General features: G+C 74.3%; 11 protein-coding genes. All 11 read left to right on the forward strand.

From position 1 onward, the window contains the following. The first annotated feature begins 3 nt into the window (after nucleotides 1–3). The 11 genes from AC6CH6_RS04895 (at nucleotide 4) to AC6CH6_RS04945 (ending at nucleotide 13,821) form a co-directional block, all read left to right on the forward strand. The gene (locus tag AC6CH6_RS04895; RefSeq protein ID WP_498254250.1) at nucleotides 4–1,320 is read left to right on the forward strand and encodes a dihydroorotase; all 1,317 of its coding nucleotides are present in this window, start codon (nucleotides 4–6) and stop codon (nucleotides 1,318–1,320) included. Nucleotides 1,321–1,360: 40 nt separating this feature from the next. Next, a complete protein-coding gene (locus AC6CH6_RS04900) occupies nucleotides 1,361–1,864 on the forward strand; it encodes a PH-like domain-containing protein (protein WP_498254251.1) in 504 nt (167 codons plus the stop codon). 62 nt (nucleotides 1,865–1,926) lie between these two features. Further along, complete coding sequence (gene carA / locus AC6CH6_RS04905; RefSeq protein ID WP_498254252.1) at nucleotides 1,927–3,183, forward strand: glutamine-hydrolyzing carbamoyl-phosphate synthase small subunit; 1,257 nt, start codon at nucleotides 1,927–1,929, stop codon at nucleotides 3,181–3,183. A gap of 1 nt (nucleotide 3,184) precedes the next feature. After that, nucleotides 3,185–6,505, forward strand: coding sequence for a carbamoyl-phosphate synthase large subunit (gene carB / locus AC6CH6_RS04910; RefSeq protein ID WP_498254253.1), 3,321 nt, complete (start codon nucleotides 3,185–3,187; stop codon nucleotides 6,503–6,505). After that, nucleotides 6,498–7,415 carry an orotidine-5'-phosphate decarboxylase gene (gene pyrF, locus AC6CH6_RS04915; RefSeq protein WP_498254254.1) on the forward strand — a complete coding sequence of 306 codons (918 nt, stop codon included), beginning with the start codon at nucleotides 6,498–6,500 and terminating at the stop codon, nucleotides 7,413–7,415. Before carB ends, pyrF begins: the two co-directional genes overlap by 8 nt. A gap of 176 nt (nucleotides 7,416–7,591) precedes the next feature. After that, the gene (gene mihF / locus AC6CH6_RS04920; protein ID WP_017832307.1) at nucleotides 7,592–7,906 is read left to right on the forward strand and encodes an integration host factor, actinobacterial type; all 315 of its coding nucleotides are present in this window, start codon (nucleotides 7,592–7,594) and stop codon (nucleotides 7,904–7,906) included. Nucleotides 7,907–7,974: 68 nt separating this feature from the next. Further along, complete coding sequence (gene gmk / locus AC6CH6_RS04925; RefSeq protein ID WP_419966991.1) at nucleotides 7,975–8,574, forward strand: guanylate kinase; 600 nt, start codon at nucleotides 7,975–7,977, stop codon at nucleotides 8,572–8,574. A 29-nt stretch (nucleotides 8,575–8,603) separates the two neighbouring features. Further along, complete coding sequence (gene rpoZ / locus AC6CH6_RS04930; protein WP_017832309.1) at nucleotides 8,604–9,161, forward strand: DNA-directed RNA polymerase subunit omega; 558 nt, start codon at nucleotides 8,604–8,606, stop codon at nucleotides 9,159–9,161. A 34-nt stretch (nucleotides 9,162–9,195) separates the two neighbouring features. Continuing rightward, on the forward strand, nucleotides 9,196–10,428 hold the full coding sequence (gene coaBC / locus AC6CH6_RS04935) for a bifunctional phosphopantothenoylcysteine decarboxylase/phosphopantothenate--cysteine ligase CoaBC (protein WP_498254255.1): 1,233 nt from the start codon (nucleotides 9,196–9,198) through the stop codon (nucleotides 10,426–10,428). 70 nt (nucleotides 10,429–10,498) lie between these two features. Continuing rightward, nucleotides 10,499–11,704 (forward strand): methionine adenosyltransferase, encoded by a 1,206-nt coding sequence (metK, locus tag AC6CH6_RS04940; protein ID WP_498254256.1) that lies wholly within the window; start codon nucleotides 10,499–10,501, stop codon nucleotides 11,702–11,704. 2 nt (nucleotides 11,705–11,706) lie between these two features. Next, nucleotides 11,707–13,821 carry a primosomal protein N' family DNA-binding protein gene (locus AC6CH6_RS04945; RefSeq protein ID WP_498254257.1) on the forward strand — a complete coding sequence of 705 codons (2,115 nt, stop codon included), beginning with the start codon at nucleotides 11,707–11,709 and terminating at the stop codon, nucleotides 13,819–13,821. Nucleotides 13,822–13,835: the final 14 nt, after the last annotated feature.

The following is a 13,835-nucleotide window of genomic DNA, read 5'->3' on the forward strand; positions in this document are numbered from 1 at the left end:
CTCGTGACCTCGTACCTCATCCAGGGCGCCCAGCTGCTCGGCGAGCAGACCGCCGACATCCTCGTCGAGGACGGCGTGATCCGGCGCATCGGCCCCGACCTCGCCGCGGACGCGGGCGACGCCCGGGTCCTCGACGCCGCCGGGCTCGTGGCCCTGCCCGGGCTCGTGGACATCCACACGCACCTGCGCGAGCCCGGCCGGGAGGACGCCGAGACCGTCGAGACCGGCACCCGGGCGGCCGCGCTCGGCGGCTACACCGCGGTCTTCGCGATGGCCAACTCCGATCCCGTGGCGGACACCGCCGGTGTGGTGGAGCAGGTGCACGAGCTGGGCCGCTCCGCGGGCTGGGTCGAGGTCCGTCCCGTGGGCGCCGTGACCGTGGGTCTGAAGGGCGAGCGGCTGTCCGAGATCATGGCGATGGCCGAGTCCCGCGCGGGCGTGCGGATGTTCTCCGACGACGGCATGTGCGTGCACGACCCGGTGCTCATGCGCCGGGCCCTGGAGTACGTCAAGGGCTTCGACGGCGTCGTGGCCCAGCACGCCCAGGAGCCGCGGCTGACGGAGGGCGCCCAGATGAACGAGGGCACCGTGTCCGCCGAGCTCGGGCTGACGGGCTGGCCCGCCGTCGCGGAGGAGGCCATCATCGCCCGCGACGTGCTGCTCGCCGAGCACGTCGGCTCCCGCGTGCACATCTGCCACCTCTCGACCAGGGGCTCCGTGGACATCGTCCGCTGGGCCAAGCAGCGCGGCATCGACGTCACCGCCGAGGCCACCCCGCACCACTTGCTGCTCACCGACGAGCGGGTCCGCAGCTTCGACCCGGTGTTCAAGGTCAACCCGCCGCTGCGCACGGACGAGGACGTGCACGCCCTGCGCGAGGCCGTGGCCGACGGCACCATCGACGTGATCGGCACCGACCACGCCCCGCACCCGGCCGAGGACAAGGAGTGCGAGTGGTCCTGCGCGGCCAACGGGATGACCGGGCTCGAGACCGCGCTGTCCGTGGTCCAGCTCAGCCTCGTCGACACCGGCCTGCTGACCTGGCGCGACGTCGCCCGGATCACCTCGGCGACCCCCGCCCGGATCGGGCGCCTCGCCGGCCAGGGCCGGCCGCTCGAGGAGGGCGAGCCCGCGAACATCACCCTGTGGGACCCGGCCGCGACCACCGTGGTGGACCCCGCCCGGCACGCGTCCAAGGGCCGCAACAGCCCCTACCGCGGCATGGAGCTGCCCGGCGCGGTCCGCGCCACCTTCTTCCGCGGCCACCCCACCGTCCTCGACGGGGCCCTCAACACCCCCGCCCCGACCCCCGCCGCCTGACCGCGCCGACCCCCTTCCACCGCCCGGAGGCCCCCGTCCCATGGACCAGCTCAGCACCGTGCTCGTCACGGTCATCGTCCTCGCCGTGCTCTTCGCCCTGCTCCGCCGGGGCTGGCGCACGCGCGTGCGACGCCAGTCGGGGATCGCGGCGCCGGCCGGGCCGCCCGAGGGGATCGAGGCGCGCGAGCCCCGGCTCGTGGTCCCGGGCATGTACGTGAGCACCACGGAGACCGGCGCCCCGCTCGAGCGGATCGCGGCCCACGGACTGGGCGTGCGCGCCCGGGCGACGGCCCTGGTCCACGACGACGGCGTGCTCCTGGACCGGCAGGGCGCCCCGGGCCTGTTCGTCCCCGCCGCCGACCTCGTGGCCGTGGGCACCAGCTCCGGCATGGTCGGCAAGTTCGTGGAGCGGGACGGGCTCGCCGTGCTGACCTGGCGGCTGGGCTCCACCGTGGTGGACACCGGCTTCCGCACCCAGCGGGCCGAGGACAAGCAGCGCCTCCTCGACGCCGTGGAGGCGATCGTCCCGGCACCGCACTCCTGACCCACCGGCGGCCACCCGCCGCCCCGCCTTCCCGACCCACAGACCCGAACGTGAGGACGACCTTGAGCTCGATCACCACTGACCCCGCCGTGCTCGTGCTGGAGGACGGCCGCGTCTTCCGCGGCCGCGCCTACGGCGCCCTCGGCACCGCCCTCGGCGAGGCCGTGTTCTCCACCGGCATGACCGGCTACCAGGAGACCATCACCGACCCGTCCTACGCCGGCCAGCTCGTCGTGCAGACCGCCCCGCACATCGGCAACACCGGCGTCAACGCCGCCGACGCCGAGTCCCGGCGGATCTGGGTGTCCGGCTACGTCGTGCGCGACGCCGCCCGCCGCCCGTCCAACTGGCGTTCCGAGGGGTCCCTCGACGAGCAGCTGGTGGCGCAGGGCGTCGTCGGCATCCAGGACGTCGACACCCGCGCCATCACCCGCCACCTGCGGGACCGCGGCGCGATGCGCGGCGGGATCTTCTCCGGGGACGCCGCGCTGCGCCCCGACGCCGAGCTCGTCGCCGAGGTCGGCGCCGCCGAGCGGATGGAGGGGCGCCGGCTCGCCGAGACCGTCTCCGCCCCGGAGGCCTACGTCGTGGAGCCCGCCGAGCACGGCTGGACCGGCGAGGTCCTGCACGAGCTGGTGGCGGTGGACCTCGGCATCAAGTCGATGACCCCGCACCGCTTCGCCGAGCGCGGGGTGCGCGTGCACGTGGTGCCCGCCGACACCGGCTTCGAGCAGATCCGGGCCCTGGCCCCGAGCGGGGTGTTCTTCTCCAACGGCCCCGGCGACCCCGCCACCGCCGAGCGGCAGATCGAGACGCTGCGGGAGGTGCTGCGCGCCGGGATCCCGTTCTTCGGCATCTGCTTCGGCAACCAGCTGCTCGGCCGGGCCCTGGGCTTCGGCACCTACAAGCTGGTCTTCGGCCACCGCGGGATCAACCAGCCGGTCCTGGACCGGCGGACCGGGCGCGTGGAGATCACCGCCCACAACCACGGCTTCGCCGTGGACGCGCCCCTCGACGGCCCGGTCGAGGCGCCCCGGGGCGAGTTCGGCCGCGTCGAGGTCAGCCACGTGTGCCTCAACGACGACGTGGTGGAGGGGCTCAACTGCCTCGACCTGCCCGCGTTCTCGGTGCAGTACCACCCGGAGGCCGCCGCCGGCCCGCACGACGCCTCCTACCTCTTCGGCCGGTTCATCGAGCTGATGGACAGCCACCGGGACGGCCGCGCCGACCCGACCATCGACAACGCCGTCCCCGGCGGCGCCCAGGGCGCCCAGAGCTCCGAGGACACCCCGAACGCACAGGAAGAAGGGCAGAACTGACATGCCGCGCAGGACAGATCTCACCAGCGTTCTGGTCATCGGCTCCGGGCCGATCGTCATCGGACAGGCCGCGGAGTTCGACTACTCGGGCACGCAGGCCCTCCGGGTGCTCAAGGAGGAGGGCCTGCGGGTCATCCTCGTGAACTCCAACCCGGCGACCATCATGACCGACCCCGAGTTCGCCGACGCGACCTACGTGGAGCCCATCACCCCCGAGGTGGTGGAGAAGATCATCGCCAAGGAGCGGCCCGACGCCCTGCTGCCCACCCTGGGCGGGCAGACCGCGCTCAACACGGCGATCGCCCTCGACGCCAACGGCGTGCTCGACAAGTACGGGGTGGAGCTGATCGGCGCCAACGTCGAGGCCATCAACCTGGGCGAGGACCGCGAGAAGTTCAAGGGCGTGGTGGAGCGCTGCGGCGCCGAGTCCGCCCGCTCCGTCATCGTGCACTCCATGCCCGAGGCCCTGGCCGCCGCCGAGGAGCTGGGCTACCCCATGGTGGTCCGCCCGTCCTTCACGATGGGCGGCCTCGGCTCGGGCCTGGCCTACGACGAGGAGGACCTGCACCGCATCGCCGGCGCCGGCATCCAGTACAGCCCCACCTCCGAGGTGCTCCTCGAGGAGTCCATCCTCGGCTGGAAGGAGTACGAGCTGGAGATGATGCGCGACAAGAACGACAACGTCGTGGTCGTGTGCTCCATCGAGAACTTCGACCCCGTGGGCGTGCACACCGGGGACTCGATCACCGTGGCCCCGGCCATGACGCTGACCGACCGCGAGTACCAGAACCTGCGGGACATCGCGATCGCCGTGATCCGCGAGGTCGGCGTGGACACCGGCGGGTGCAACATCCAGTTCGCGATCGAGCCGCACACCGGCCGCGTCGTCGTCATCGAGATGAACCCGCGCGTCTCCCGCTCCTCGGCCCTCGCCTCCAAGGCCACGGGCTTCCCGATCGCCAAGATCGCCACGAAGCTGTCGCTGGGCTACACCCTCGACGAGATCCCCAACGACATCACCCGCAAGACCCCCGCGTCCTTCGAGCCGACGCTGGACTACGTCGTCGTGAAGATCCCGCGCTTCGCGTTCGAGAAGTTCCCGGCCGCGGACCCCACGCTGACCACCACCATGAAGTCGGTCGGCGAGGCCATGGCGATCGGGCGCAACTTCACCGAGGCGCTGCAGAAGGCCATGCGCTCCCTCGAGCAGAAGGGCTCCAGCTTCTCGTTCGTGCGCCCCGAGCTCGACGACGACGCCCTGGCGCGGCTCGTCGACGCCACCCGCACGCCCACCACCGACCGGATCCAGCAGGTCCAGCAGGCCCTGCTGGCCGGCGCGTCCGTGGAGCGGCTCTACGAGGCCACGGGCATCGACCCCTGGTTCCTCGACCAGCTGGTGCTGCTCAACGAGGTCGCGGACGTGGTGCGCCAGGACGCCGACCTCACGGTGCGCACCCTGCGCCTGGCCAAGCGGCACGGCTTCTCCGACGCCCAGATCGGCGAGCTCGCCCACCTGGCCGAGGACGTGGTCCGCGGCGTGCGCCACGCGCTGGGCATCCGCCCCGTGTTCAAGACCGTGGACACGTGCGCGGCGGAGTTCGAGGCGTTCACCCCGTACCACTACTCCTCCTACGACGAGGAGAGCGAGGTCGGCCGGCACGATCGCCCCTCCATCATGATCCTCGGCTCCGGGCCGAACCGGATCGGGCAGGGCATCGAGTTCGACTACTCGTGCGTGCACGCCTCCATGGTGCTGCGCGAGGCCGGGCACGAGACCGTGATGGTCAACTGCAACCCGGAGACCGTCTCCACCGACTACGACGTCTCCACGCGGCTGTACTTCGAACCGCTGACCTTCGAGGACGTCATGGAGGTCGTCGAGACGGAGCGGCGCACCGGCGGGCTGCTCGGGGTGTTCGTGCAGCTCGGCGGGCAGACCCCGCTCAAGCTCGCCGCCCAGCTCAAGGCCGCGGGCGTGCCGATCCTCGGCACCACCCCGGAGGCCATCGACCTCGCCGAGGACCGCGGGGAGTTCGCCCGGGTCCTCGCCGAGGCCGGGCTGCGCCAGCCGAAGAACGGCACGGCGTCCACCTTCGAGGCCGCCAAGCGGATCGCGGACGACATCGGCTACCCGGTGCTCGTGCGCCCCTCGTACGTGCTCGGCGGCCGCGGCATGGAGATCGTCTACGACGAGCCGGCCCTGGCCCGCTACCTGCAGAACGCCACCGAGGTCTCCGCCTCGCGGCCCGCGCTGATCGACAAGTTCCTCGAGGACGCCATCGAGATCGACGTGGACGCCCTCTACGACGGGACGGACCTCTACGTGGGCGGCGTCATGGAGCACCTCGAGGAGGCCGGCATCCACTCCGGGGACTCCGCGTGCACCCTGCCGTCCATCACCCTCGGCCCGGACGTGGTCGAGCGCGTGCGCGAGGCCACCCTGGCCATCGCCCGCGGCGTGGGCGTGTGCGGGCTCATCAACATCCAGTTCGCCGTGGCCTCCGACATCCTCTACGTCATCGAGGCCAACCCGCGGGCCTCCCGCACCGTGCCGTTCGTCTCCAAGGCCACGGGCGTGCAGCTGGCCAAGGCCGCCGCCCTCATCGGCACCGGCACGACCATCGCCCAGCTGCGGGCCCAGGGCCACCTGCCCCAGCGCATCGACGGGTCCACGCTGCCCGCCTCGGCCCCCGTGGCCGTGAAGGAGGCCGTCCTGCCCTTCGCGCGCTTCCGCACCGCCGAGGGGGCCGTGGTCGACTCCCTGCTCGGCCCGGAGATGCGCTCCACCGGCGAGGTCATGGGCCTGGACAAGTACTTCGACACCGCCTTCGCCAAGGCGCAGGCGGCGGCGAACGTCTCCCTGCCCACGTCCGGGCGGATGTTCGTGTCCGTGGCCAACAAGGACAAGCGCTCCTCGATCGCCTACGTGCGGATGTTCCGCGACCTCGGCTTCGAGATCCTCGCCACCGGCGGCACCGCGGACGTGCTGCGCCGCAACGGCATCGAGTCCACCGTGGTCCGCAAGATCCGCGAGACGGCCCCCGGGGAGCGGACCATCGTGGACCTCATCGCCGACGGGGAGATCGACCTGATCTTCAACACCCCGGCCGGCGGCGCCGCCCGCGGCGACGGCTACGAGATCCGCGCCGCGGCCACCAGCGTGGGCGTGCCCCTGATGACCACGGTCTCCGTGCTGGGCGCCGCCCTGCAGGCCGTCACCGCGCTGCGCGCCTACTCGTGGGACGTGACGAGCCTGCAGGAGCACGAGCAGCGCCTGGAGGCCCTCCTGCGCGCCGACGAGCCCGAGGCCGTGCGTGCCTGAGGTCCCTGCCCCCGTGCCCGGCCCGGTGACCCCGGCGCCCGGCCGCGCGCCCTTCGGCGCGCGGCTGGGCGTCGCGATGGACGAGCACGGGCCCCTGTGCGTGGGCATCGACCCGCACCCCGGCCTGCTGGACGCGTGGGGCCTGCCCCGCTCCGCCGAGGGCCTGCGCCGGTTCGCGCTCACGGTCCTGGAGGCCGCCGCCGGGCACGCCGCCGCGATCAAGCCCCAGGTGGCGCTGTTCGAGCCCTACGGCGCCGCCGGCTTCGCCGTGCTCGAGGAGCTGCTCGCGCAGGCGCGCTCGGCGGAGCTGCTGACGGTCGCCGACGCCAAGCGCGGGGACATCGGCTCCACGATGGAGGCCTACGCGGCCGCGTGGCTGGGGGAGGGGTCCCCCCTCGCGGCGGACGCCGTGACCCTGAGCCCCTACCTCGGCTTCGAGTCGTTGCGCCCGGCCCTCGACCTGGCGGCCCGCACCGGCCGCGGCACGTTCGTGCTGGCGCTCACCTCCAACCCCGAGGGGCGCTCCGTCCAGCACGTCGGGGGCCGGGAGTCGGTGGCCGGCTCCGTGTGCGCCGCGGCCGCCGCCGAGAACGACCGGCTCTTCAGTTCCGGGGGAGAGCCTGCCGCCCGGGCCGGTCTCGGCTCCTGCGGGCTCGTGGTGGGCGCCACGGTCGGCAGCGCGCTGACCGAGCTCGGCATCGACCTGACGGCCGTGCGCGGGCCGCTGCTCGCCCCCGGCTACGGCGCGCAGGGCGCCCGCGCCGAGGAGCTCCCGGCCGTGTTCGGCGCCGCGGCCGGGCAGGTGCTCGCGGCCTCGAGCCGGGCGATCCTGCGCCGGGGGCCGGAGGTGCCGGCGCTGCGGGAGGCGGTCCTGCGCTCGGCAGGGGAGCTGGCGGCAGCCCTGGACTGAGCCCCCGCGGTGGTCCCGCGCCTCCTCCCGCCGGCTCCCCGGCGACGACACCCCTGGTCACACCACGGTCGTGTCGCCTTGCGAAGCATCGTTCTTCATGTAGTTTCTTTAGCAAACGGGCTGTCCGTCCTCTCGTGGGACGGGGGCTGCAGTCCGTGGCGACGAGGAGGAACCACATGGCACTGCGTCCGTTGACCGACGAGGAGCGAGCCGCCGCGAGGGAGAAGGCCACCCGGGCACGGACGGCGCGCGCCGACGTGAAGAAGGGGCTGCGCGAGCGCCGCATGACGGTCGCCGAGATCCTCGACCGCGCGGACCGGGACGAGGCCGTGAGCCGGCTGAAGGTCTCGGACCTGCTCGAGGCCACCCCCGGCATCGGCAAGGTCCGCTCCGCGGCCATCATGGACGAGATCGGCATCGCCCGCACCCGGCGGCTGCGCGGGCTCGGCGTGCACCAGCGCAGGGCGCTCATCGAGCACCTGGACCGCTGAGCCGGGCGGGGCGCGGAGGCCCCGGGCGCGATCCGCTAGATTGGGGGAAACACCCCAGTCCCAGGAGGATGCCCGTGAGCCTCGACGCGCCCCGCGCCGCGCGCCCGTCCCTGACCGTGCTCGCCGGACCCACGGCCGTGGGCAAGGGCACGGTCTCGACCTACGTCCGGGACCACTACCCGCAGGTGTGGCTGTCCGTGTCCGCGACCACCCGGGACCCCCGCCCCGGGGAGATCGACGGCACCCACTACTTCTTCGTCTCCGACGAGGAGTTCGACGCCATGGCCCGCGACGGGCAGCTGCTCGAGTGGGCCGTGGTGCACAACTCGCACCGCTACGGCACGCTGCGCTCCACCGTGGAGCGGGCCCTCGAGCGCGGGCTCAGCGTCCTGCTCGAGATCGACCTGCAGGGCGCCCGCCAGATCCGCAACACCATGCCGGAGGCCAACTTCGTGTTCCTCGCCCCGCCCAGCTGGGACGAGATGGTCGCCCGGCTCGTCGGCCGGGGCACCGAGACGGCGGCCGAACAGCGGGTCCGGCTGGAAACCGCTAAACTGGAGCTCGCGGCAGAGCCGGAGTTCGACCACACCGTGATCAACGACCGGGTCGAGCGCGCCGCCGCCGAACTCGTGCAGCTCATGGGGGTCGACCCCGAGCCGGCATCCTGAGACCCGTCCACCCCGTCTGGAGCAATCGCTTGTCTACCCACACCGAAGGCATCATCAACCCGCCGATCGACGCCCTGCTGAAGAAGTCCGACTCCAAGTACGGGCTCGTGATCTTCGGCGCCCGGCGGGCCCGGCAGATCAATGCCTACTACTCGCAGCTGCACGAGGGCCTCTTCGAGTACGTCGGTCCCCTCGTGGACACCCAGCTCAACGAGAAGCCGCTGTCGATCGCCTTCCGCGAGATCGACGAGGGCCTCATCGAGGGCCGCCCGGTCGAGCACGCCGGGTTCGCCGAGAACGGCCAGCTCACCACGGAGGCCGACCTCGCCGCCGACGTCTTCGGCGCCGACTTCTTCGCCCAGGGCACCGAGGAGAGCGCCGTGGACTTCTCCGCGGACGCCGCCTTCTCCGGCGGCACCTCGGTGGACTTCTCCTCGGGCGACGACAGCCCGGCCGAGCCGCTGGGCGACCTGCCCGGCAGCGGCGCGGCCATCGCCGCCGACAACGCCTCCGACGGCGCCGGCGACGCGGCGGACGCCGCTCCGGAGGAGCCGGGGCGCGAGCCCGGGGACCTCCAGGACCTGTGAGCCGGCCGGCACCCCGACGACGGGGCGCGGCGGCGTGAGGATCGTCCTCGGCATCGGCGGGGGCATCGCCGCGTACAAGGCGGCGCTGCTCCTGCGCCTGTTCACCGAGAGCGGCCACACGGTGGTGCCCGTCCCCACCGAGGCCGCGCTGCGCTTCGTCGGCGCCCCCACCTGGGAGGCGCTCTCGGGGCAGCGGGTCAGCACGGACGTCTTCGACCGGGTGGACGAGGTCAACCACGTCCACCAGGGCCAGGCCGCCGACCTCGTCGTCGTCGCCCCGGCGACCGCCGACCTGCTGGCGCGCGCCGCCCACGGGCACGCCGACGACCTGCTGACCACCACGCTGCTCGCCACGCGCGCCCCGGTGCTGTTCGCCCCGGCGATGCACACCGAGATGTGGCTCAACCCGGCCGTGCAGGCCAACGTGGCGCAGCTGCGCGCCCACGGGCACACCGTGCTGGAGCCCGCCGACGGCCGGCTCACCGGCCCCGACTCGGGCCCCGGCCGGCTGCCCGAGCCCGAGGTCGTCCGCGACGCCGCGCTGCGCCTGGCTGGGGACGGCGGCGCCCCCGACGGCCCGCTGGCCGGCACGCGGGTGCTCGTGAGCGCGGGCGGCACCCGCGAGCCGCTGGACCCCGTCCGGTTCCTGGGCAACCGCTCCTCCGGCAAGCAGGGCGTGGCGATCGCCGCCGCCGCCCGGGACGCCGGCGCCGCGGTCACCCTCGTGGCCGCCCACCTCGAGACGCCGGTGCCCGCCGGCGTCGAGGTCGTGCACGTCGGCACCGCGGAGCAGCTGCGCCGCGCCTGCGTGCGCGCCGCGGCCCGGGCCGACGTCGTGGTGATGGCCGCCGCGGTGGCTGACTACCGCCCGGCCCGGATCGCCGACGCCAAGCTGAAGAAGGCCGAGGACGGGTCCAACCCCGTGCTCGAGCTGGTGCGCAACCCCGACATCCTCAGGGAGCTCGTGGACCTGCGCAACACCGCCCGGCGCCGCCAGCTCCTCGTCGGCTTCGCGGCCGAGACCGGGGACGCCGAGACCGACCCCCTGACGTTCGGGCGCCGGAAGCTCGTGCGCAAGGGCTGCGACCTGCTGGCCGTCAACCACGTGGGCGAGAACCTCGTCTTCGGCCAGGACACCACAACCCTGACCGTGCTCAGCGCGGCCGGGGCCCCCGAGCAGGTGCTCGAGGGCTCCAAGACGGACGTGGCCCGCGGCCTCGTGGCGCGGATCGCGCAGGAACTCGCCGGGGTCCGCGCCGGAGCCTGACCCGTCCGGGCCGGCGGCGCCGACCGGTGCGGCGCTGCGCCGTCCGGGGCGCCCGGTAGTGTGGTCTCCCGTGAGCGAGACGACCCAGCACCTGAGACTGTTCACCTCCGAGTCCGTCACGGAGGGACACCCCGACAAGATCTGCGACCAGATCAGCGACTCCATCCTGGACGACCTCCTGCGCCAGGACCCCGAGTCCTCCGTGGCGGTCGAGACCATGGTGACCACCGGGCTGGTGCACGTCGCCGGCGAGGTGAAGACCCGCGGCTACGTGGAGATCCCCAACGTAGTGCGCAAGACGCTGCTCGACATCGGCTACAACTCCTCGGTGCACGGCTTCGACGGCGAGTTCTGCGGGGTGTCCATCAGCGTCGGGGAGCAGTCCCCGGAGATCTACGAGGGCGTGTTTCAGTCCCTCGAGGTCCGCGAGGGCACCGCCCGCGACGCCCGCGACGCCCAGGGCGCCGGGGACCAGGGCATCATGTTCGGCTACGCCTCCAACGAGACCGAGGTGCTGATGCCGGCGCCGATCCACATCGCCCACCGCCTCTCCGAGCAGCTCACCCGCGTGCGCAAGACCGCCGTGCTGCCGGGTCTGCGCCCCGACGGCAAGACCCAGGTCACCCTCGGCTACGACGGCGACCGCCCGGTGGCCGTGGACACCGTGGTGGTCTCCGCCCAGCACGTCGAGGGCTACGACCTCGACCAGCTCGCCTCCGACCTGAGCCGCAGCGTGATCAGCCCCGTGCTCGAGGATTCCGGGCTGGACCTCTCCGGGACCCAGGTGATCATCAACCCGGCCGGCAACTTCGTGCGCGGCGGGCCCGTGGGGGACGCCGGTCTGACCGGCCGCAAGATCATCGTGGACACCTACGGCGGAATGGCCCGCCACGGCGGGGGCGCCTTCTCCGGCAAGGACCCCTCGAAGGTGGACCGCTCCGCCGCCTACGCGATGCGCTGGGTGGCCAAGAACGTGGTGGCGGCCGGCCTCGCCGACCGCGTGGAGGTCCAGGTCGCGTACGCGATCGGGCGCGCCGCCCCCGTCGGGCTCTACGTCGAGACCTTCGGCACCGAGAAGGTCGCCCCCACCCGGATCGAGCACGCCATCCGCGAGGTCTTCGACCTGCGGCCGCTGGCCATCATCGAGGACCTGGACCTCAAGCGCCCCATCTACGCGCGCACCGCCGCGCACGGGCACTTCGGCCGCTCCGAGCCCGAGTTCACCTGGGAGCGCACCGACCGCGTCGCGGACCTGCGGTCGGCCGCCGGGGTCTGACCGTGGACCCGGAGGGCGCCGGGGACGCCGCGGAGGGCCCGCGGCAGATGTCGCTCCTCTCGGGCTTCCCGCCCCGGCCCCCGCGCGAGGACGCGAAGGGCGTGGGCGCGGTGCTGCCGGCCGAGCACGACCCCGTGGCCCGGGTGCTGCTGGACACCCACGTCCCGCACCTGGACCGCCCGTTCGACTACCTCGTGCCGGCCGAGCTGGCCGGGGCGGCGGTGCCGGGCGCCCGCGTCAAGGTCGGCTTCGGCGGGCAGGAGCTGACAGGCTTCGTGCTCGAGCGCACGGGCGAGTCCGAGGTCATGCACCGGATCCAGCCCCTGCGCCGGGTCCTGTCCCCGCTGCCCGTGCTCGCCCCGGAGATCGCGCGGCTGGCCGAGGACGTCGCCGCCCGCTCGGCCGGCACGGCCGCGGACGTCGTCCGGGTGGCCGTCCCGCCCCGCGTCGCCCGCGTGGAGAAGGAGGTCGAGCAGCGGCTGGCTGAGGTGCCCGGCCACTCGACCGGGCTGTCCCCGCACGCCCCGGGTCCCTCCCACGACGCCGCGCTGGCGGACTACGCCGGCGGTGCGCAGTTCCTGGCGGAGCTGGCGGCGGGGGCCTCCCCGCGGGCCGTCGTCGAGGTGCTGCCCGCCCATCCCGCCCACGACTGGACGGACGTCCTGGCCGCCGCGATCGGCGCGGCGTGGCGGGCCGGGCGCGGGGCGGTCGCCGTCGTCGCGGACCAGAAGGCGCTGGCGCGGCTCGAGCGCTCGGTCGCGGACGAGATCGGCGGGGAGCACCTGGTGCGCCTGCACGCCGAGGACGGGCCCACGCCCCGCTACCGGGCGTTCCTCGCCGCGGCCACCGGGCAGGTCCGGGTGGTCCTCGGCACCCGCTCCGCCGCGTACGCCCCCGTGGACGACCTCGGCCTCGTGGCGTGCTTCGACGACGGCGACGAGAACCTCGTGGAGCAGCGCGCCCCCTACCAGCACGTCCGGGACGTGCTGCTGCTGCGCGCCGGGCGCAGCGGGTGCGCGGCGCTGTTCGCCGGTCACGCGGTCAGCCCCGAGGCGCAGCGGCTCGTCGTCTCCGGGTGGGCCCGCCGGATCGCCCCCGCGCGGGACGTGCTGCGCGTCCACACCCCGCGCATCGTCTCCACCGCCGACTCCTTCCACGCCGCCCGGGACCCGCTGGCCTCCCGGGCCCGGCTGCCCGAGACGGCCTACCGGGCGGCCCGCGAAGCCCTCGAGCGGGGCCCCGTCCTGGTCCAGGTCGCCCGCGCCGGCTACGCCCCGCACCTCGCCTGCGAGCGCTGCCGGGAGCCCGCCCGCTGCACCGCCTGCGACGGGCCCCTCGGGGTGGTGTCCCGGCGCGGGGTGCCCCGGTGCGGCTGGTGCGGCCGCTCGGCGCACGCCTGGTCCTGCGCCGCCTGCGGGTCCCCCCGGATGCGCCTGGTCACCGTCGGGGCGCTGCGCACCGCCGAGGAGCTGGGGCGGGCGTTCCCGAAGGTGCCCGTCGTGGCGTCCTCGGGCGACGCGGTGCGCGCGGACGTCCCCGGCACGCCCGCCCTCGTCGTGGCCACCCCGGGCGCCGAGCCGGTCGCGGAGGGCGGCTACGCGGCCGCCCTGCTGCTGGACGGCAACCGGATGCTGATGCGCCCCGCCCTGCGCGCCGCGGAGCAGACGCTGCGCCGGTGGTTCAACGCCGCCGCGCTGGTGCGCCGCGCCCGGGACGGCGGGATCGTGGTGGTCACCGCGGAGCACGAGGCCGCCGTGGGCGCGCTCGTGCGGTGGGACCCGGCCGGGTACGCCGAGCGCGAGCTGGTGGAGCGCCAGTCCCTGGGCCTGCCCCCGGCCGTGCGCTCGGCGGCCGTGACGGGCCCGGCCGCGGCGGTCGCGGCGTTCCTGGCCGACCTCGAGCTGCCGCCTGCCGTGCGGGTCATCGGGCCCGCGCCCCTGGAGGACCACGAGCCCGGGCCTGAGGGGGAGCCGGCCCCGCACCGGGCGCTGCTGTTCTTCGGCTACGGCGTGGCCGGGGAGGTCACCCGCCGGCTGCGGGCCGCCCGGTCGAAGGCCTCCGCGCTGCGCAAGCACGCCCCGGTGCACGTGCGCTGCGACGTCACCGACCTGCTCTGAGGACCGCGCCGGCC

The organism is Kocuria sp. GQ42, from assembly GCF_059758435.1.

Coding starts and splice junctions, on each gene's coding strand:
- carB (WP_498254253.1), top strand. CDS start 3,185: ATGCCGCGCAGGACAGATCTCACCAGCGTTCTGGTCATCGGCTCCGGG.
- mihF (WP_017832307.1), top strand. CDS start 7,592: ATGGCACTGCGTCCGTTGACCGACGAGGAGCGAGCCGCCGCGAGGGAG.
- AC6CH6_RS04900 (WP_498254251.1), top strand. CDS start 1,361: ATGGACCAGCTCAGCACCGTGCTCGTCACGGTCATCGTCCTCGCCGTG.
- gmk (WP_419966991.1), top strand. CDS start 7,975: ATGCCCGTGAGCCTCGACGCGCCCCGCGCCGCGCGCCCGTCCCTGACC.